The 17,455-nt window shown below is 64.3% G+C and carries 21 protein-coding genes and 1 pseudogene; 15 read left to right on the top strand and 7 right to left on the bottom strand.

All coding sequences use genetic code 11. The features are described 5' to 3' along the window. The first annotated feature begins 102 nt into the window (after nt 1-102). Both AB7245_RS26420 and AB7245_RS26415 read left to right on the top strand, forming a co-directional pair. The gene (locus AB7245_RS26420; protein ID WP_085405547.1) at nt 103-1,119 is read left to right on the top strand and encodes a carbon-nitrogen hydrolase family protein; all 1,017 of its coding nucleotides are present in this window, start codon (nt 103-105) and stop codon (nt 1,117-1,119) included. Between the two features lie 28 nt (nt 1,120-1,147). Then, a complete protein-coding gene (locus AB7245_RS26415; RefSeq protein ID WP_085405548.1) occupies nt 1,148-2,188 on the top strand; it encodes a phenylacetaldoxime dehydratase family protein in 1,041 nt (346 codons plus the stop codon). Here the strand turns inward: AB7245_RS26415 and AB7245_RS26410 are convergent. Continuing rightward, nucleotides 2,185-2,823, bottom strand: a complete 639-nt coding sequence (locus tag AB7245_RS26410; RefSeq protein ID WP_085405549.1) for an HAD family hydrolase — start codon at nt 2,821-2,823, stop codon at nt 2,185-2,187. The genes AB7245_RS26415 and AB7245_RS26410 overlap by 4 nt on opposite strands. Before the next feature lie 295 nt (nt 2,824-3,118). Between AB7245_RS26410 and AB7245_RS26405 the strand changes: the two genes are divergently transcribed. From AB7245_RS26405 to AB7245_RS26380, 6 genes are all read left to right on the top strand, one after another. Next, the gene (locus AB7245_RS26405) at nt 3,119-3,313 is read left to right on the top strand and encodes a hypothetical protein (RefSeq protein ID WP_085405550.1); all 195 of its coding nucleotides are present in this window, start codon (nt 3,119-3,121) and stop codon (nt 3,311-3,313) included. Between the two features lie 56 nt (nt 3,314-3,369). Next, the gene (locus tag AB7245_RS26400) at nt 3,370-3,618 is read left to right on the top strand and encodes a type VI secretion system-associated protein TagO (protein ID WP_071913045.1); all 249 of its coding nucleotides are present in this window, start codon (nt 3,370-3,372) and stop codon (nt 3,616-3,618) included. 108 nt (nt 3,619-3,726) lie between these two features. Continuing rightward, on the top strand, nt 3,727-6,012 hold the full coding sequence (locus AB7245_RS26395) for a glycosyltransferase family 4 protein (RefSeq protein ID WP_354115479.1): 2,286 nt from the start codon (nt 3,727-3,729) through the stop codon (nt 6,010-6,012). Between the two features lie 34 nt (nt 6,013-6,046). Then, nucleotides 6,047-7,345, top strand: a complete 1,299-nt coding sequence (locus AB7245_RS26390) for a glycoside hydrolase family 130 protein (protein WP_085405552.1) — start codon at nt 6,047-6,049, stop codon at nt 7,343-7,345. A gap of 59 nt (nt 7,346-7,404) precedes the next feature. After that, nucleotides 7,405-7,647 (top strand): hypothetical protein, encoded by a 243-nt coding sequence (locus AB7245_RS26385; RefSeq protein WP_063982778.1) that lies wholly within the window; start codon nt 7,405-7,407, stop codon nt 7,645-7,647. Between the two features lie 41 nt (nt 7,648-7,688). Continuing rightward, nucleotides 7,689-7,883: a hypothetical protein gene (locus AB7245_RS26380; RefSeq protein WP_063982779.1), complete on the top strand. Its 195-nt coding sequence runs from the start codon at nt 7,689-7,691 to the stop codon at nt 7,881-7,883. A gap of 82 nt (nt 7,884-7,965) precedes the next feature. Here AB7245_RS26380 and AB7245_RS26375 read toward each other — a convergent pair. Then, nucleotides 7,966-8,981 (bottom strand): annotated as a pseudogene (locus AB7245_RS26375) (TRAP transporter substrate-binding protein). Nucleotides 8,982-9,020: 39 nt separating this feature from the next. Between AB7245_RS26375 and AB7245_RS26370 the strand changes: the two are divergent. From AB7245_RS26370 to tsaA, 4 genes are all read left to right on the top strand, one after another. Further along, on the top strand, nt 9,021-10,043 hold the full coding sequence (locus AB7245_RS26370) for a lytic transglycosylase domain-containing protein (protein ID WP_245344281.1): 1,023 nt from the start codon (nt 9,021-9,023) through the stop codon (nt 10,041-10,043). Nucleotides 10,044-10,151: 108 nt separating this feature from the next. Continuing rightward, nucleotides 10,152-10,892, top strand: a complete 741-nt coding sequence (locus AB7245_RS26365; RefSeq protein WP_063982781.1) for an AzlC family ABC transporter permease — start codon at nt 10,152-10,154, stop codon at nt 10,890-10,892. Next, nucleotides 10,889-11,239, top strand: coding sequence for an AzlD domain-containing protein (locus AB7245_RS26360; RefSeq protein ID WP_063982782.1), 351 nt, complete (start codon nt 10,889-10,891; stop codon nt 11,237-11,239). Before AB7245_RS26365 ends, AB7245_RS26360 begins: the two co-directional genes overlap by 4 nt. A 31-nt stretch (nt 11,240-11,270) precedes the next feature. After that, nucleotides 11,271-11,762, top strand: coding sequence for a tRNA (N6-threonylcarbamoyladenosine(37)-N6)-methyltransferase TrmO (gene tsaA / locus AB7245_RS26355; protein ID WP_014494668.1), 492 nt, complete (start codon nt 11,271-11,273; stop codon nt 11,760-11,762). 121 nt (nt 11,763-11,883) lie between these two features. Here tsaA and AB7245_RS26350 read toward each other — a convergent pair whose 3' ends face one another. From AB7245_RS26350 to AB7245_RS26335, 4 genes are all read right to left on the bottom strand, one after another. Beyond that, nucleotides 11,884-12,312 carry an HIT domain-containing protein gene (locus AB7245_RS26350; RefSeq protein WP_085405554.1) on the bottom strand — a complete coding sequence of 143 codons (429 nt, stop codon included), beginning with the start codon at nt 12,310-12,312 and terminating at the stop codon, nt 11,884-11,886. Between the two features lie 51 nt (nt 12,313-12,363). Beyond that, nucleotides 12,364-13,605: a GNAT family N-acetyltransferase gene (locus AB7245_RS26345; protein WP_085405583.1), complete on the bottom strand. Its 1,242-nt coding sequence runs from the start codon at nt 13,603-13,605 to the stop codon at nt 12,364-12,366. 208 nt (nt 13,606-13,813) lie between these two features. Then, a complete protein-coding gene (locus tag AB7245_RS26340) occupies nt 13,814-14,560 on the bottom strand; it encodes a glycerophosphodiester phosphodiesterase (RefSeq protein ID WP_085405555.1) in 747 nt (248 codons plus the stop codon). 16 nt (nt 14,561-14,576) lie between these two features. Then, nucleotides 14,577-15,044, bottom strand: coding sequence for a RidA family protein (locus tag AB7245_RS26335; protein ID WP_014494672.1), 468 nt, complete (start codon nt 15,042-15,044; stop codon nt 14,577-14,579). Between the two features lie 233 nt (nt 15,045-15,277). Here AB7245_RS26335 and AB7245_RS26330 point away from each other — a divergent pair, with 233 nt between their 5' ends. Continuing rightward, nucleotides 15,278-16,123, top strand: a complete 846-nt coding sequence (locus tag AB7245_RS26330; RefSeq protein WP_085405556.1) for a cell envelope integrity EipB family protein — start codon at nt 15,278-15,280, stop codon at nt 16,121-16,123. A 72-nt stretch (nt 16,124-16,195) separates the two neighbouring features. Next, nucleotides 16,196-16,597, top strand: coding sequence for a RidA family protein (locus AB7245_RS26325; RefSeq protein WP_014494674.1), 402 nt, complete (start codon nt 16,196-16,198; stop codon nt 16,595-16,597). Between the two features lie 88 nt (nt 16,598-16,685). Here the strand turns inward: AB7245_RS26325 and AB7245_RS26320 are convergent, their stop codons facing one another. Beyond that, complete coding sequence (locus AB7245_RS26320) at nt 16,686-17,087, bottom strand: ACT domain-containing protein (RefSeq protein WP_085405557.1); 402 nt, start codon at nt 17,085-17,087, stop codon at nt 16,686-16,688. A gap of 201 nt (nt 17,088-17,288) precedes the next feature. On the opposite strand from AB7245_RS26320, the gene AB7245_RS26315 reads away from it, so the two are divergent. Beyond that, a complete protein-coding gene (locus AB7245_RS26315) occupies nt 17,289-17,444 on the top strand; it encodes a hypothetical protein (protein ID WP_166097113.1) in 156 nt (51 codons plus the stop codon). Nucleotides 17,445-17,455: the final 11 nt, after the last annotated feature.

Genomic DNA, 17,455 nt, shown 5'->3' with positions numbered 1-17,455 from the left:
AGTCGAGTTTTTGTTCCACCGCGGTCGAGCGCCCGGCCGGGTGGCTTGGCCAAATAGACTGCATCGGACGTGGCTTCCGATCAACCGGCAATGGAGGCGGGAATGGGCATCGAACATCCGAAATACAAGGTCGCGGTGGTGCAGGCGGCGCCCGCCTGGCTGGATCTCGACGCCTCGATCGACAAGTCGATCGCGCTGATCAGGGACGCGGCCGAGAAGGGCGCCAAGCTGATCGCCTTTCCAGAGGCCTTCATCCCCGGCTACCCCTGGCATATCTGGATGGACTCGCCGGCCTGGGCGATCGGCCGCGGCTTCGTGCAGCGCTACTTCGACAACTCGCTGTCCTATGACAGTCCGCAGGCCGAGCGGCTGCGCGACGCCGTACGCAAGGCAAAGCTCACCGCCGTGCTCGGCCTGTCCGAGCGCGACGGCGGCAGTCTCTATCTGGCGCAATGGCTGATCGGGCCGGACGGCGAGACCATCGCAAAGCGCCGCAAGCTGCGGCCAACCCATGCCGAGCGCACGGTCTATGGCGAGGGTGACGGCAGCGATCTCGCCGTGCACGCAAGATCGGACATCGGCCGCATCGGCGCATTGTGCTGCTGGGAGCATCTCCAGCCACTGTCGAAATACGCGATGTACGCCCAGAACGAGCAGGTGCATGTCGCGGCCTGGCCGAGCTTCTCGCTCTACGATCCCTTTGCGCCGGCACTCGGCGCCGAGGTCAACAATGCCGCCTCGCGCGTCTATGCGGTGGAAGGCTCCTGCTTCGTGCTCGCGCCATGCGCGACGGTCTCGCAGGCCATGATCGATGAGCTCTGCGACCGCCCGGACAAGAATGCGTTGCTGCATGTCGGCGGCGGATTCGCCGCGATCTACGGCCCCGACGGCAGCCAGATCGGCGACAAGCTGGCGCCGGACCAGGAAGGGCTGCTGATTGCCGAGATCGATCTCGGTGCCATCGGTGTTGCCAAGAACGCTGCCGATCCCGCCGGGCATTATTCGCGGCCCGATGTGACGCGGCTCCTGCTCAACAAGAAGCGATACCAGCGCGTCGAGCAGTTCGCGTTGCCGGTGGACACCATTGAGCCCACGGACATCGCGGCGGCGGCGAACTGATCGCCGGGATCAAGGGGAGGGAACGATCATGGAATCCGCAATTCCTCTGCATCTCGAGACCCAGCGCACGCGCCACAGGCGCGTGCCGGACGATTACCAGCCGCCATATCCGTCGTTCGTGGCGCGCTACAAGCCCGCCGTAAGCCGCGTCATGATGGCCTATTTCGGTGTGCAGTATCGCGGCGCGGCGCCGGCGGCTGCGACGGCGGCACTCGCCGAGATCGCGGCGCGGTTTGCTGCCGAGGGCGGGCCTTCGCATTGGGACCGCGCCCGCTACGTCGACCGCGCCGGTTATGAGACCGTCGTGTCGGTTGCCTATTGGGACGACGTCGCGCGCTTCGACGCATGGTTCGCGCCGGCACGCGAGGCGTGGACTGTGAAGGCGCGCGAGGGCATCGGCACCTTCATCGAGGTGCTGCGTCCCACGGTCGCCCGGCACGAGACGCTGTTCTCCTCGCTGGACCGGCCCGAGGGCGTGGCCGCAATCGCCGACGGCATGAGCGGCGAGGTGCAGGAGCACGCCTATTGGGGCGGCATGCGCGATCGCATTCCGCTGTCGCAGACCGATCCGATGACGCCGGGCGGCGCGCCGGAATTGATCCGCGACGGCGCGCGGCTGCGCGTGAAGGCGCACGACAATCTCTGCCTGATCCGCTCCGGGCAGGACTGGAGCGATACGGAGGCGTCGGAGCGCAAGCTCTATCTCGACGATGTCGAGCCGGTGCTACGCGAGGGCATGGATTTCCTGCGCGACGACGGGCTAGCCATCGGCTGCTACGCCAACCGCTACATGCAGGTGCTCTCCGCCGACGGCAGCGTGAGCGAAAAGTCTTACGGCCAGAGCTGGTGGAAGAGCCTCGCCGCACTTGAGCGCTGGGCGGAGTCGCATCCGACCCACGTCAAGATATTCGGCGCGGCGATGAAATACCTGTCGACGCTCGGGCCGTCGGCAAAGCTACGGCTCTATCACGAGGTCACGGTGGCCGCCGCGGACGAGCAGTTCTTCGAATATCTGAACTGCCATTCGAAGACCGGTATGCTGGCGGCGGTCGAGACCGTCAGCGCCTAGGCTGCGCAGTGGCCGAGCAGTTCGGGATGCGCGGCGCAGATGTGATGTGCGCCGGCATCCCGCAGCTCGGCCTCGCTGCCGTAACCATAGAGCACGCCGATCGCGGTCATGCCGTTGGTGCGGGCGCCGATCACGTCGTGGCTGCGGTCGCCGATCATGATCGCGCTGCCGGGATCGACCTTGGTTTCGTCGAGCGCATAGCGCAGCAGGTCGCGCTTGTCGACACGCGTGCCGTCGAGCTCGGAGCCGAACACGCGCTCGAAATACGGTTTCAGGCCGAAATGATCGACGATGCGGGTGGCGTAGACCGCGGGCTTGCTGGTGGCGACGAACATACGCTGGCTGGTTGCGGCGATCGTCGTCAGCGTGTCGATGATGCCGGCATAGGCCTCGTTCTCGAACAGGCCGATATCGGCAAATCGCTCGCGATAAAGCAGTAGCGCACGGTCGGCGAGCTCGTCGCTTCCGGTGAGCTTCTTCAGGCTGGCGTGCAGGGGCGGCCCGATGCACCAGGTCAGCTCGTCCTCGCTCGGCACGGCAAGGTCGAGCCGCTCCAGCGCGTATTGGATCGAGCGGGTGATCCCGGGCTTCGGGTTGGTCAGCGTGCCGTCGAGATCGAAGAAGATTGTAGCCATGCCAGTCGTGCCCGTGTTGATACCGCCGTTGTTTGATGACCTAAACGACGCGGCTGCTCAAGGCAACGCCGCCGCGTCGCGCGACGTTTTAAAGCTCGCTATTGGCAGGGCATAAGCGTAGGGTCCTGCGATCACCGCCCTTCCCATGGCATCCATCGGTGACTGAGGGTCACTAGCGCTCCCGCCGAACGAGGAGGAGCGCGCATGCCTCGCTTTAATCTGGCCGACTGGATCGTGCCGCCGGTGATCGTCCCGCTGTTTCTGTTGCTCCTGGTGGCCGCTGCGGCTCTTCTGCATGGATAGGACGCCGCTCCAATATCTGGTGAGCGGACGCGATCAAAGCGGCTACGTCAGCCTGGCCCGCACCACGACGGCCGCCGCTCTGAAGAAGGCGAGGGAGCTGTTGCAGGAAGGCTATGTCGACGTGCGGATATGCACGCCGCAGGGCCGGGTTCTGCTGTCTGACGAGTTCGACCAGTTCGAGGTATGAGGAGCGCAGGGGCGTCAAACGGCGCGCCCGGATCCTCCGCGAGGAACGATACCCGTATGAAAATGCTTATTGTCGCATTGGCGCTTGGCACATTCGTGCAAAGTGCAGTCGCCAAAGAGCCGGACTGCCGCGCAATCGAGAGCACGAGCGGACGGCTTGCCTGTTACGACGCCGCGTTTCCGCCGAAAGCGAAGCAACCCACTGCTGCCGAACAAGACGCAGCGCGGGCTGCCTACAAGGACCCGTTCATTGCGGAAGAGGCCAGAACCGCAGCGAAGCTGAAGAATATCTGTCGCGGCTGTTGAGGTTTGCAATCAAGCAGCGCGTGGCAGAGGTGACGGACGACAGAATTCGCCGGCGCGTCCGCCCGCCGTGCACGCTCCGACATCAAGCGAAATCATAGAGGTGCCGACATGACGCCGCTCCGCCGTATCGCCGTGATCGGCAACTCGCTGCCTCGACGATGCGGAATTGCGACCTATACGACCGACCTGAAGAACGCGATATCGATTTCGCGCCAGGATCTGGAGACCTGCATCGTGGCAATGACCGATCGCGGTCAAGCCTATGATTACCCCCCGGCGGTCGCGTTCCAGATCAAGGACGGCAATATCGAAGACTACATGCGGGCCGCGGATTTCCTCAATGCCGGCCGGTTCGATGCCGTGTGTTTGCAGCACGAGTTCGGGATTTTCGGTGGTGAGGCCGGGGCCCATATCCTCGTGCTGTTGTCCCGCCTTGCCATGCCGGTGGTGACGACGTTCCATACCGTGCTCGCCGATCCGACACCTGCGCAGCGGACGGTCATGGAGCGCATCGTCGAGGCGTCGTCGAAGGTCGTGGTGATGGCCAATAAGGGCCGCGAACTGCTGCGCGACGTCTACCGGGTGGCCGACGACAAGATCGAGGTCATCGCCCACGGCATTCCGGATGTCGCCTTCGTCGAGCCCGATGCAGCGAAGGCCAAGCTTGGATTTGAGCAAAAATCGGTCATCCTGACATTCGGCCTGTTGTCACCGAACAAGGGCATCGAAATCATGATCGACGCCATGCCGTCGATTCTGAAGCGCTGCGCGAATGCGGTGTATGTCGTGCTTGGCGCAACGCACCCCAACCTGGTCCGAAACCAGGGCGAGGCCTATCGCGAGAGCCTGATGGCGCGGGTGCGCGAACTCGGAATTGACGACCACGTGGTGTTCTTCGACCGGTTCGCGGATCTCGCCACGCTGCTCGAATTCATCTCGATGTGCGACGTCTATGTCACGCCCTATCTCAACGAGGCCCAGATGACCTCGGGAACCCTGGCCTACAGCTTCGGATTGGGGAAGCCGGTTGTCTCGACGCCTTACTGGCACGCCCGCGAGCTGCTTGCCGACGGGTGCGGCGTGCTGGTGCCTTTCAGCGACGCCGCGGCGATCGGCAACGAGATCGCAGGCCTGCTGACCGACGACGCCCGCCGGCAGGCGATGTCGCGGCGCGCCTATGCGGCGAGCCGGATGATGACATGGGAACGGGTGGCCGAGCGCTACGTGTCCGTCTTCGAGAATGTACGGCAAGGCCATCGGCTTAAACTCTTCGCGTGCTCGGAGATGAATGTGCCGGAGCCACGTAGCCCCGCATCGCCCGATATGCAGATCGGCCATTTCCTGTCGATGTGCGATGATGTCGGCCTGTTCCAGCATGCGGTCCATTCGGTGCCGGATCGCGCGCACGGCTATTGCGTCGACGACAATGCCCGAGCGCTGCTGCTGGCCTGCGCCCTCAATGGTCCAGGCGAACAGCCGCTGTCGGAAATCCTAACGAGCCGGTTTGCGGCATTCGTGCAGCACGCCTGGAATCCCGACACCGGGCAATTTCGCAACTTCATGGGGTTCAATCGAACCTGGCTTGAGGACAGAGGGTCGGAAGACAGTCACGGGCGGACGCTATGGGCTTTGGGCGAGGCTGCACGCAGAGACGCGAGCCCGTCCCGGCGCCTGTGGGCCGCTGCTTTGTTCGCCCAGGCATTGTCGATCGCGGCGAGCTTTCGTTCGCCCCGCGCATGGGCATTCATGCTGCTGGGCTTGGACGCCTATTGCGCTGTGGCTCCGGACGATCTCCACGCCAGGGACGTCCGGCATTCCCTTGCCGGCAGGTTGATGGCGTGTCTGGCGTCGGTCGAGACGTCGGACTGGGTGTGGTTCGAGGAAGGGCTGGCCTACGACAACGCGCGGCTGCCGCAGGCGTTGATCCTCACAGGCATGGCGACGCAGGCGCCCCAATATCTCGATGCCGGATTGAGGTCTCTGCGCTGGCTCATGACGCAGCAGACGACCGCGGCAGGGCATTTCCGGCCGGTCGGCACCGCCGGCTTCGGCGAGCGGCGGCAACATCCCCGTGCATTTGATCAGCAGCCCGTGGAGGCAACGGCAACGATCGCCGCCTGCCTAGCCGCGTGGCGTGCCGACGGCGATGCCGAATGGAAAGCCATGGCAACTCGGGCCTTCGCCTGGTTCCTGGGCAGCAACGATCTCTCAGTGGCGCTGGTCGATCCGCTCACTGGCAGTTGCCGGGATGGTTTGCACGCTGATCGCGCCAACGAAAACCGCGGGGGCGAGTCCGTTGTTTGCTATCTCCTCGGGCTTGCTGAGATGCGCCAGCTTGCGCGCGTCAACCCGAGCTTGACGAGGCCCACAGCCTTGCGCGCCGTGAGCGCCTGAACTTCATCTTTTCATTCAGCACGCCGAGGATACCGTGTCACAAGCTTCTTTCCTGAACCGGCAGGGGCTTAATCTGCGCCCCGATCCAGCGCGGGTCATCGTGCGGCCCTTCAAGCCGGCAACCGAACCCCGCGACCTGAACCCGACCGACAAGATGCGTGCAAATCATATCGTCGACCGGGTTCTTGCGCTCAGTTCGGAGGCCGTTGCAGTTCAGCTTGCGGATGTGCTCGACAATTTCCAGGGGCGACATCGTAACCTCCTGGAGCGGTTCGAGACCCGAGCGGATGAAATGGAGGACGCTTTCGCCACGCATGGCGTCTTCTCGAAGACGCAGCGCCAGCTGATTGGTGCCTATTTTCTCAGTGAATATTCGTTCGAAGCCTCTGCCTTGTTCAACCCCAGCATCGTCCCGCATCCCGATCAATCGGGAGCACCGAACGGAGGTTCGCGATTCATCGTCAGCCTCCGGGCCATCGGCGAGGGGCATGTGTCGTCACTGACGTTTCGAACCGGAACGATTGCGGCTGACGGAAGCCTGGCCGTCGATCCGACGGCGCGCCTTGCCTCGGTCCCCCGGATCAGCCATCGCGTATCCGGATCGGACGGCGACCGTGTGGAACTGGTGTTCAGGCCCGAGGAAGACCTCAGCGAGCGGGTCATCTTTCCCGTGACCGAATCCCAATCTAACGGCATCGAGGATGCGCGCTTCGTCAAATTCAACGACGGTGATCGGGCGATCTACTACGCGACCTATACGGCCTATAGCGGACGTGCGATCCGGTCTGAATTGATCGAGACCAGCGACTTCATGTCGTTTCGGCTAACGCCTTTGCGGGGGGCTGCGGCACACAACAAGGGCATGGCGCTGTTCCCACGCAAGATCGACGGCCGCTATGCCATGATCGCGCGACAGGACAATGAGAACCTGTATCTGGTCTATTCGGACGACCTCTACACATGGGAGGGCGGCCGGGTGCTTTTGAAACCGCAATTTCCCTGGGAGTTCGTCCAGATCGGCAATTGCGGGGCACCCATCGAACTTGACGAAGGTTGGCTGCTGCTGACGCACGGTGTCGGCCCGATCCGGAAATACTCGATCGGAGCGGCGCTGCTCGACAAGCGCGACCCGTCCAGGGTGCTGGCTCGCTCGGCCGAGCCGCTGTTGCGGCCTGAACCGTCCGAACGCGAAGGGTATGTCCCCAATGTCGTCTATACCTGCGGTGCGATGAGGCACAATGATCAGATCATCCTGCCATATGCCGTGTCGGACACCTTCTCCAGCTTTGCAACGATCAGGATTTCCGCGCTCATCGAAGCGATGCGCGGCTGAGCGCGGTTGTCGCGGTCGTTGACGTCAACTCCGTGTGTCAACAGGTCAGAGGTGCCGTCATGGTCCGCGAAACAACCTACGTGGTGCAGGCGTTCAACGCCGGCAAGGGTGGAAATCTGAAGGCCGACTCTCCCATCGTCTGCAAGTCGGAAAGCGGCGCGCTGCGCACGGCGGAGAGACTGGCCTTGAGCAAACTCGGCGTCGTCGCGTTCTCGTCCAGCGGCGATCCCGAAATGGGTGACTATGACGATGAGCCTACGGTGTTCTTCCGAAAGGGCGAGCTTCCGGCTGGTTTCGACTGAGGCCTGATCGTGGTCGAGCAGATATTGGCGGAGAGGCACAGATGAACGAGCGACTGGACATATTGAAGAAGGCCCGCGATCGCATGATCGAGGACAGAGACACGCATGCGAAGGTGCTGGCCGCTCCTTTTGATCGCGACAATGCCGAGCGAGCACGGAACAAGTTTGTCGAGCTTCAAACGCTGATCGATGCCCTGGACCGCGCAATCAGCGCAGAAAAGCCGGCCTCGGCATAGGACCGAAGCGAGTGAAGGGCGGGACTGGCGGACATTTCAACGCAGCACCGCAGTGGCATGCCCGCGGCCGCCACGGCTCGCTCTATTGCTGTCTTGTCCATTCGACGATCGCCGCGGCATCGGCGCCTGCCTGCGTCTCCCAGGTGGTGATCGCGGGCGTTGCCGCTTTCCGGAGCGCGGCAACGAGGGACGCCGGCGCCGGCTCGGCGATGCGGACGCCGTTGTCGCGCATGCGCGCATAGTTTTCGATGGTGCGATGGGTCAATAGCGCGAATTGGCTTTGCTCGGTCTCGGTGGCCGCGGCCAGGACCTCGCGCTGCACCGGCTCGGACAGTTCGGCAAATGCGTCGCTGCGGACGAAGGCGATCGAGACCGGCATCGCGTAGTTGATCGCTGTGAAGTAGGGCAGGAAGTCCCAGAGCTTGCGTCCCGCGCCGCCGTCGCCGGAGGTCAGGAACGCATTCAGCCGGTGCTCCCTGAGGCCAGCGAGTGCCGCGTCCATCGGCAGGAACTGTGCATTCGCGCCCGCTGCGCGCATGACCTCGCCGGAGTTGACGTCGTAGGCCCGCAAATTCAGTCTCGGCAGGGCGTCGGCGCCTTCCAGCGCATGGTCCGACCAGAGGCCCGTGGCCGGCCAGATCGTGACGTAGAGCAGCTTCAGGCCGCGCGCCGCGAGCGCCTTCTCGTAGAGCGGGCGCGCCCGCAGATTGGTGGCGCGGGCGAGGTCGACGGACTGCACAGAAAGGGCAGGGTGGACAATCCGAGCACCGGGTCGAGGCCCGAAAGCGCGCCCGCGAAGGCGTCGCCGCCGGCGATGCGACCATCCAGCGCGGCGCGCGGCATTTCGCCCGAGTTGATCTTGAGCTCGTTGTCGAAAGCGTTAGCTACGGTCACGAAACCGTTTGTGCGCGCCGCGACGCGATCGGCGAAACTGGTGAGCCCGATCCCGGAAATGTTGTTTTGCGGATATTCCGTGGTCATCCGCCAGTTGACTTGCGCCATGGCGGGCGCGGCGGACAGGACGAGGGCTACGAGGACGAGGATCGCGCGGATCCCCTGGGCGGGGCAGCGCATTGGGAGAAGCGGGTCAAACAGCATATATTGGCAACTCGTCGAACCATGGCACGATGCCACAACATGGCAGATCATCTTGTTGCATGCCGCGCCGGAGCACGCCACAGCGATGCTTGGGCACGGCTGACGCGAACTGCATCACTCATCATCGCCGCACTGCTCGTCTCGGCGACACGGGTGGCGGCGTGGGACAGTTCGCCCGCGAAGACCAATATTGCTGTCCCCAGCGTCGAGGAGCTTGCGATGCCGCCGGCGAATCCGGCCGCTGCGCGCGAGAGCGATACGCGGGAATCGATCTGCCTGATCGTCGAGGCCGCCGCACGGGATGCCAATCTGCCGCTGGAATTCTTCGCCCGCGTGATCTGGCAGGAAAGCCGATTCCAGGCCGATGCCGTGGGGCCGATGACGCGCAGCGGCGAGCATGCGCAGGGGATCGCGCAGTTCATGCCGGGCACCGCGAGCGAGCGCGGGCTGCTCAATCCCTTCAACCCGGTGCAGGCGCTGCCGAAGTCGGCGGAGTTCTTGAACGAGCTGCGCAACCAGTTCGGCAATCTCGGCTTGGCCGCAGCCGCCTATAACGCCGGGCCGCGCCGGGTGCAGGAATGGCTCGCCGGCACCGGCGGCATGCCGGAGCAGACCCGCAACTACGTCTATGCCATCACCGGCACGAGCGTTGACGCGTGGGCCAAGGCAGGAGCGACCGGCAAGGGACCGCCGAGTTCGCCGCCGACGAGCTGCCGCGATCTCATGGCGCTTCTGAAGCGCGCGCCGAATGCCTTCGTCGCCGAGCTCGAGCAGCATGTGGAGCTCGCCGCCGCAAAGGTCTGGGGCGTACAGCTTGCTGCCGGCTTCGACCGCAACAGGGCGCTGGCGATGTATTCCCGCGCCGTCACGCGGCTGACCGCGGTGATCGGCGAGCGCGATCCGAGCCTGCTAAGCTCGGTGATGCGCAGCCGCGGTACGCGCGCGTTCTACCAGGTACGCATCGGCGCGGACACGCGCAGCGAGGCGGATGATCTGTGCAACCGCATCCGCAAGGCCGGCGGTGCCTGCTTCGTGCTGAAGAACCGGGGTGTGAGCGGGTAGGCGCGTCTGCCCGCGCGCGCATGCCAGCCCCGCCGCGCGCTTCCTTGACGCCAGCCACGGCATTGCCCGTTATGCGGGCACGATTCCGCAATCCGGCCAAAGACTCCCGTGGCGCTTCCTCCGCTCGATTCCCCTCAATGGCAAAGTTCCTGGCGCGCGTTTGCGTGGGGACTGCGTTCGATCACGCAGACGATCCTCACGCTCGTCCTGTTCGCGACCTATCTCGGCATCGGCGCGCTCGCCCATGACACCCATTTCAGCCTGCTCTGGGCGCTCTGCTCGACGCTGTTCGTCTGGGCGGGCCCCGCGCAGATCATTCTGATCACCACGCTCGGCTCCGGCGCGACCATCATCCAATCGGCGATCGCGGTCACCGTCAGCGCGATCCGGCTGTTTCCGATGGTGGTCTCGGTGCTGCCCCTGATGCGCACGCCGACGACCAAGCGGCGCGAGCTGTTCTTCGCCGCGCATCTTACTGCGGTGACACTGTGGGTCGAATGCCATCGCTTCCTGCCGCAGGTGCCGCGCGAGCGGCGCATCGCCTTCGTCAACGGACTTGGTTTTGGTCTGGTCTCCGTGTGTCTCACCGCCAACACGGTCGGCTATTTCCTTGCCGCCAACCTGACGCAGACGCTCGGCGCCGCGATCCTGATGCTGACGCCGCTGTCGTTCCTGTTCTCGACCGCGCGCAACAGTCGCGAGGTCGCCGACGTCGTCGCGCTGACGCTCGGGGTTCTGCTCTATCCGCTGGCCGCGAAGATGAACTCCGGGCTCGACATTCTCGTCAGCGGTTTGGTGGCCGGCACGATCGCTTACGGCGTGCATTGGTGGCGGGAGGTGCGCGCATGAGCTTTGCGCAGCTCATCGGCGACTGGCACGCACTCGTCGTGCTGTTCGTTGCGGGTGTTGTTCCCAACCAGATATGGCGCATGCTGGGCCTGTGGTTTGGCGGCGGCATCGACGAGGGCTCGGAGCTGCTGGTCTGGGTGAGGGCGGTCGCCACCGCCATCCTGGCCGGCGTCATCGCCCAGATCGTGGTGGAGCCGCCGGGGGCGCTCGCCAGCGTGCCGGACGTCTTGCGCTATGGCGCGGTCGGCGCAGGCCTCGTCGCCTTCCTGCTGACCCGCCGCTCGATCTTCGCAGGCGTGGTGACAGGCGAAGTCTTCATGCTGGCCGGAAAGTGGTGGTTAGGCTAAAACCACCGGCGAACAGCAAGGAACTGGAAATATGGTTCGCGAAAACGAGCTCCGCGAGGGCGAGGTCGCCATCGAGCTGCCGTCGACGGAGGATGCCGGCCTCGTCTTCATCGGCCGCATCCGCACGCCCTGGACCTCGCGGATGGAGACGCCGCGACAGGGGCGTCAGGACGGCCCGGTGTGCCGCCTCGAGATCTTCGAGCCGTTCGTGCCGGCCATCAAGGGCGTCGATTTCTACAGCAATCTCGAAGTGCTCTACTGGCTCGACAAGTCGCGCCGCGACATCGTCCTGCAAAGCCCGAAGAACAACGAGAAGACCCGCGGCACGTTTTCGCTGCGCTCACCGGTCCGGCCCAACCCGATCGGCACCTCGATCGTCAAGCTCGTCGGCATCGAGGGCAATGCCATTCTGGTGCGCGGGCTCGACTGCATCGACAACACGCCGCTGATCGACATCAAGCCAGATCGTTGCGAATTCACGCCGCTGGCCGCCCCGCAGGCAGGGGATTTTCAGACGGAGTGAGGGGCGCGCCGCCCTGACCTCGTCATTGCGAGGAACTCTTGCGACGAAGCAATCCAGACTGTTTCCGCGGAGGCAGTCTGGATTGCTTCGCTGCGCTCGCAATGACGGAGTGTATCTGGCGCTATCCCGCCTTCAGCGCCGCGATCAGCTTGGCCGCATTCTCTTCCAGGACCTTGACGTCTTCCTTGCGGCTGGCGGGCGGCAGCATGGCCACGCCGTCGTGGCGCGGCATCACGTGCATGTGGAGATGAAACACCACCTGGCCGCCGGCGGGCTCGTTGAACTGCTGCACGGTGATGCCGTCGGCCTCGAACGCCTTCATCGCAGCGGCCGCGATCTTGTGCGCGCCGCGGGCGACGTGGGCGTAGTCGTCAGACTTGATGTCGAGGATGTTGCGGGCAGGGGCCTTCGGGATCACCAGCGTATGGCCCGATACCCGCGGCATGATGTCGAGGAAGGCAAACACATGCTCGTCCTCATAGACCTTGTGGCAGGAAAACTCGCCGCGCAGGATCTTCGCGAAGATGTTGTTGGGGTCGTAGGCGGTCATGGCGGCGGCTCCTCGAATTTTGCGCTTACTGTCATCAGCCGTGGCAAACCGTCAAGGCGCCTCGTCGACGCCTTTGCGGAACGGGCCGAGCTCGGCCAGCTCCCGTCCGGCCTCGGCGACATAGGCGCGCTCGCGCTTGAGGTAATCGTCGATGGCGCGGCGCAGGCCGGGATCGGCGATGAAGTGGGCGGAATGGGTCGTCCGCGGCAGGTAGCCGCGCGCGATCTTGTGCTCGCCCTGTGCGCCGGCCTCGACGTTGTCGAGGCCGTGTTTGATCGCGAAATCGATCGCCTGATAGTAGCAGACCTCGAAATGCAGGAACGGATGATGCTCGACCGCGCCCCAGTTGCGGCCGAACAGCGTATCCGAGCCGATGAAGTTGATCGCGCCCGCGATCCAGCGGCCGTTGCGGCGGGCCATCACCAGCAGCACGTCCTGGCTCATGGTCTCGCCGATCAGCGAGAAGAATTCGCGCGTGAGATAAGGCCGGCCCCATTTGCGCGACCCGGTCTCCATGTAGAATTCGAAGAAGGCGTCCCAGGCATCCTCGGTGATGTCGCTGCCGGTGAGCCAGTGGATGGTGATGCCGGTGGCAAGCGCATCGCGCCGCTCGCGCTTGATCGATTTGCGGTGGCGCGAATTGAGCGTGGTGAGGAAATCGTCGAAGGTCGCAAATCCTTCGTTATGCCAGTGGAACTGCTGATCGGTGCGCTGGAGGAAGCCGTGCCCGGCGAGCCGTTTCCACTCCGCCTCACGCGCGAAGGTGACGTGCACCGAGGAGGCCTTGCTGACGCCGCACAGCGCCACCAGCCCGCTCGCCAGCGCTTCAGCGATGCGCTCGCGATCAACGCCGTCGCGGACCAGCAGCCGGGGCCCTGTGGCCGGGGTGAAGGGAACCGAGACCTGGAGCTTCGGATAGTACCGTCCACCGGCGCGCTCATAGGCGTCCGCCCAGCCGCGGTCGAAGACGTACTCGCCTTGGGAATGCGATTTCAGATAGCAGGGCACGACCCCGGCGACGCGGCCATCGACCTTGGCCACCAGATGCCGCGGCCCCCAGCCGGTGCGAATGGTTGCTGAACCCGATTTCTCAATTGCGGATAAAAACGCGTGCGAGACGAACGGGTTATAAGCGGGTTTTGAGAGGCCGAGGGAATCGCCTGGAAGCCCGGATGAAGTTCCCGCGCCATGCCCGTTGCAAGCCTTGTCGGGATTGGCACATGCGTCCCAATCCTCGGCAGATACCTCGCCAATCGAGGGTACAGCCTCGAGTGTGATTTCAGATGATGCCATCGTGCCCAAGATCGTGCATTGCAGCAGCGACTTCAAGAGGCGGGAACCGAGCTCTCTCGTGCCCCGGACGCATCGCAGCGCGCAGCGGTGCGATGCAGAGCCGGGGCCCATCTCTCCGCATAGCGTGCCGCCTTCTGGGTCCCGGCTCCGCACAGCAACGCTGCGCGTTGCAGCGCGTCCGGGACACGAGAGCGGGCGTGCGCAAGCCCTACGGGACGAACCCCTCAAAGATCATCTGATCCGCATATTGCCCGACCCGCGTCCGCTGCTCCGGAGTGCGCACGGTCCAGCCGAGCAGGGCGCAGCCGAGGACGTTGCGGGCGATCCAGGGGGCCGGGGCCGGCAGGTGGTCGACCTTGAAGGCGACGAAATGCGGCTGGGTCTGAAAGCCATGGCGCAGGTACAGCATGCTGTCGCGCTGCGCCTGCGTCAGCTTCGCCCAATACTCGTCTTCATAGGTCCGCTGGGCGACGATGCCGCGGGGGCGGGAGGGCAACAGCTCACGCAGCGCCAGCACCTGGTCGGGATCGAAGGACATGCCGACCGCACGCCCGTCATAGGACGCCAGCACCTCCGCCATCCGCTTCACCAGCTTGCGGTCGCCGCCAAAATGGCTCTTCACCTCGATCACCAGCGGCACGCGGCCTGCGACCATGGCGCAGAGGTCGGACAGCGACATCATCCGCTCGTTCGTGTCCTTGAACTTGACCGCCTTCAGCTCGGCCGCGGTCTTCGCAACCACCTCGCCGGTGGCCTCGGAGAGACGGCCGAGCGCGTGGTCATGGTGCACCATGGCCTCGCCGTCGGCGGAGAGCTGGATGTCGACCTCGATCGAGAAATTGCCTGCGATCGCAGCCTGCACCGCCCCCGGCATGTTCTCAACGATGCCACGGGAAATGTCATGCAGGCCGCGATGGGCGACCGGCCGGGCTGTCAGCCAATCAGGAGCGCGCAACGCCGTCAGCTCCGTGTCAGGCGACCTCGAACACGCCTTCAACCTCGACCGCCGCGTCCGCGGGCAGCGAGGCGACGCCGACGGTGGTGCGGGCATGGCGGCCCTTGTCACCGAAGGCGGCAACCATCAGGTCGGAGGCGCCGTTGAGCACCTTCGGCCCGTCCAGGAAGTCGGGCGCCGAGTTGATGAAGCCGCCGAGGCGCACCACGCGTACGACCTTGTCGAGGTCGCCGAGCGCCGCCTTGACCTGGGCCAGCAGGTTGACGGCGCAGCCGCGCGCCGCCGCGGCACCGTCCTCGATCGAAACGCCGGCACCGAGCTTACCCTTGGCGATCAGCTTGCCGGCGGGGTCGAAACAGACCTGGCCGGAGACGAACAGCAGGTTACCGGTGCGCACGAACGGCACGTAATTGGCGACAGGGGTAGGGGCCTCGTGCAGCTTGATGCCCTGTTCCGCCAGTTTCTGCTCGACCGTGCCCGCCATGTTCGACCTCGTTGTCCAAATTTCATCCGCCCGGCTGCGTCCATTTGGAGGCCGGGCGCGCCCTGTTTCGCCCATCGTGCCGTCACATGCAAGCAACCGGAGCGACTGCATTTTGTTGTGGCCAGGCAGCAGGTTCAAGGCGGGGGCCGCAACTTTACGTGAAACGGCCTCAGTTGCGACGCAATGGAACGGTCATTAAAATGTCGAATCTGCGCTTTCCCCAAGGATGACACATGGTGCACCTTTTCCGGACTTCGCTTGGTGTGATGGCGCTCGCGGCGGCTGCTTTCGGTGCAGGCGGTGGAGCGCAGGCGGCCAGCGGTCCGTTCCTTGCGCACCAGGCGCTCTATGACCTCAGCCTCGTCAAATCGCGCTCCAATTCGATCAACAGCGCGCGCGGCCGCATCCTCTACAATTTCACGGGGAGTTCGTGCGAGGGCTACACCTCCGAATTCCGCCAGGTCTCCGAGCTCGACAGCGGCGAGGGCAAGATCACGCTGAGCGACCTCCGCTCCAACTCCTGGGAGGACGCCGCGGGAAAAAGCTACCGCTTCAAGATCGAGACGCGGATGAACGAGGCCGATGCCGGCCGGGTCGACGGTTCGGCCGAGCGCGACGGCGACCATATCAACGTCAAGCTGAAGCTGCCAGCGCCGAAGAATTTCACGCTCGACGGCAAGATCGTGTTCCCGACCGAGCAGATCCAGCGCATCATTGCCGCCGCCAAGGACGGCAAGTCGTTGCTCGAGCTGTCGGTCTATGACGGCTCCGACGACGGCCAGAAGGTCTACAACACGCTGACCGTGATCGGTCAGCCGATTCCCGCCGACCGCACTGCTTCGCCCGATGCATCGACCACGGACGAGCACATGAAGTCGCTCAAGCGCTGGCCGGTTACCGTCAGCTATTTCGACCGCGAGTCCCAGCAGAAGGAAGGCGAGCAGACGCCGGTCTACGCGATGGCGTTCGAGCTCTACGAAAACGGCGTTTCGCGCCAGCTCGTGCTCGATTACAACGATTTCGTGATTTCCGGCGCGATGGGCAAGTTCGACGCGAAGGACAGCAAGCCCTGCAATTGAGGGGCGAGACTAGCCCTCCGCTCGCTCTCCGGCTACGCTTCCTCCCAACCACAAACCCGGGAGGCAAGCACCATGCCCAAGCTCGACCATCTCCGCCCCAGCGGCCTGCATCACAATCCGGCCTATTCCCACGTCGTCACCGCTTCCGGTGCGCGCACCATCTACATCTCCGGCCAGGTGTCGGTGGACGAGGAAGGGCGGATCGTCGGCGAGGGCGATATTGCCGCGCAGACGACGCAGGTGATGCAGAATCTCGGCCATGCGCTGAAGGCGGCCGGTGCGACCTACGCCAACATCGTCAAGATCACGACCTTCGTCGTGAACTACAAGCCGGAGCTGCGCCCGATCATCGGCAAGGCCCGCTCGGCCTTCTTCGAGGGCATGGAGCCGCCGGCCAGCACCCTCGTCGGCGTCTCCGCGCTCGCCGCGCCGGAATGGCTGATCGAGATCGAGGCGGTGGCGGTCGCGGATTGAAACGACCGTGGGATGGGTAGAGCGAAGCGAAACCCATCACCTTGTTGCGCGGGAAGAGCTCGATGGGTTTCGCTTCGCTCTACCCATCCTACTTTGCTGCGGACATAGCTCGCAAAACAGCCATCGCTTCATCGGCCCCGTCAGCAAGTACGAAAAGATGATCGTGGTGGAAGGCCGACACCGCATTCACGCTGATGCCGGCTTCGGCCAGGCGGGCCGTGACCGCAGCCAGGAAGCCCACCGCATCGAGCGCGGAGTGTACCGTCAGGGTGATCAGGCGCGAGGCGAACGCGTAGCGTAAGCCTGACGCCTCGGCTTCTTCGCGCAGGATCACCAGCGTGGTTCCTTCCTGCTCGCGAAACGTCAGCAGCGGGTTGACCGCTGCGGGAACGGGCTCGTTGGGTGGGATCGTGCAAAACACGAAGGTGCCGTCCAGCAGCTCCGGCTTCATGTTTCTCAACAGCGCGTCGAGGTCGCGTTCGCCTGTCACGATGGTCAGCCTCTCAGCGCGTTCGGATGCGTACAGCCCTTGCGAAACCCATCGACGCCGGAACCTGACAGGGCCTCGCCAACATACCTTTGTATATCTCTTCCAATCCTTCTCATACGCTGACCTTACGCTGGTACAATTGAGCGACGGCCGGAGATTCTTACAATTTGAGTCTACTCGGGTCACTGCGAGGAAGCTCAAATGAACGTCATGATTGGAAAGCTCAACGGCCTGTGGCACCTCATCGTCGGATCTTGTCAGATCCGAACGCCGTTCCTGGCGAGTCAGGATCGGCAGTTGGTCATTCAGTATGCTAGGCGTGTCTATCCGGGTGCACGGATCTTCGAACGCGACTGAATTGAGCAGGA

Source organism: Bradyrhizobium sp. 604_D8_N2_3, assembly GCF_051810765.1.
Taxonomy (GTDB): Bacteria; Pseudomonadota; Alphaproteobacteria; order Rhizobiales; family Xanthobacteraceae; genus Bradyrhizobium; species Bradyrhizobium barranii.
The sequence above is the reverse complement of the archived record's forward strand: the minus strand, read 5'-3'. Positions and strand labels throughout refer to the sequence as shown.

Excerpts from the sequence above, each read along its gene's own strand:
- AB7245_RS26345 (WP_085405583.1), bottom strand. The coding sequence starts at position 13,605 with ATGGCATCATCTGAAATCACACTCGAGGCTGTACCCTCGATTGGCGAG.
- AB7245_RS26330 (WP_085405556.1), top strand. The coding sequence starts at position 15,278 with ATGGTGCACCTTTTCCGGACTTCGCTTGGTGTGATGGCGCTCGCGGCG.
- AB7245_RS26395 (WP_354115479.1), top strand. The coding sequence starts at position 3,727 with ATGACGCCGCTCCGCCGTATCGCCGTGATCGGCAACTCGCTGCCTCGA.
- AB7245_RS26315 (WP_166097113.1), top strand. The coding sequence starts at position 17,289 with ATGAACGTCATGATTGGAAAGCTCAACGGCCTGTGGCACCTCATCGTC.
- AB7245_RS26380 (WP_063982779.1), top strand. The coding sequence starts at position 7,689 with ATGAACGAGCGACTGGACATATTGAAGAAGGCCCGCGATCGCATGATC.
- AB7245_RS26405 (WP_085405550.1), top strand. The coding sequence starts at position 3,119 with ATGGATAGGACGCCGCTCCAATATCTGGTGAGCGGACGCGATCAAAGC.
- tsaA (WP_014494668.1), top strand. The coding sequence starts at position 11,271 with ATGGTTCGCGAAAACGAGCTCCGCGAGGGCGAGGTCGCCATCGAGCTG.
- AB7245_RS26370 (WP_245344281.1), top strand. The coding sequence starts at position 9,021 with ATGGCAGATCATCTTGTTGCATGCCGCGCCGGAGCACGCCACAGCGAT.
- AB7245_RS26400 (WP_071913045.1), top strand. The coding sequence starts at position 3,370 with ATGAAAATGCTTATTGTCGCATTGGCGCTTGGCACATTCGTGCAAAGT.
- AB7245_RS26385 (WP_063982778.1), top strand. The coding sequence starts at position 7,405 with ATGGTCCGCGAAACAACCTACGTGGTGCAGGCGTTCAACGCCGGCAAG.
- AB7245_RS26410 (WP_085405549.1), bottom strand. The coding sequence starts at position 2,823 with ATGGCTACAATCTTCTTCGATCTCGACGGCACGCTGACCAACCCGAAG.
- AB7245_RS26335 (WP_014494672.1), bottom strand. The coding sequence starts at position 15,044 with ATGGCGGGCACGGTCGAGCAGAAACTGGCGGAACAGGGCATCAAGCTG.
- AB7245_RS26325 (WP_014494674.1), top strand. The coding sequence starts at position 16,196 with ATGCCCAAGCTCGACCATCTCCGCCCCAGCGGCCTGCATCACAATCCG.
- AB7245_RS26415 (WP_085405548.1), top strand. The coding sequence starts at position 1,148 with ATGGAATCCGCAATTCCTCTGCATCTCGAGACCCAGCGCACGCGCCAC.
- AB7245_RS26360 (WP_063982782.1), top strand. The coding sequence starts at position 10,889 with ATGAGCTTTGCGCAGCTCATCGGCGACTGGCACGCACTCGTCGTGCTG.
- AB7245_RS26420 (WP_085405547.1), top strand. The coding sequence starts at position 103 with ATGGGCATCGAACATCCGAAATACAAGGTCGCGGTGGTGCAGGCGGCG.
- AB7245_RS26350 (WP_085405554.1), bottom strand. The coding sequence starts at position 12,312 with ATGACCGCCTACGACCCCAACAACATCTTCGCGAAGATCCTGCGCGGC.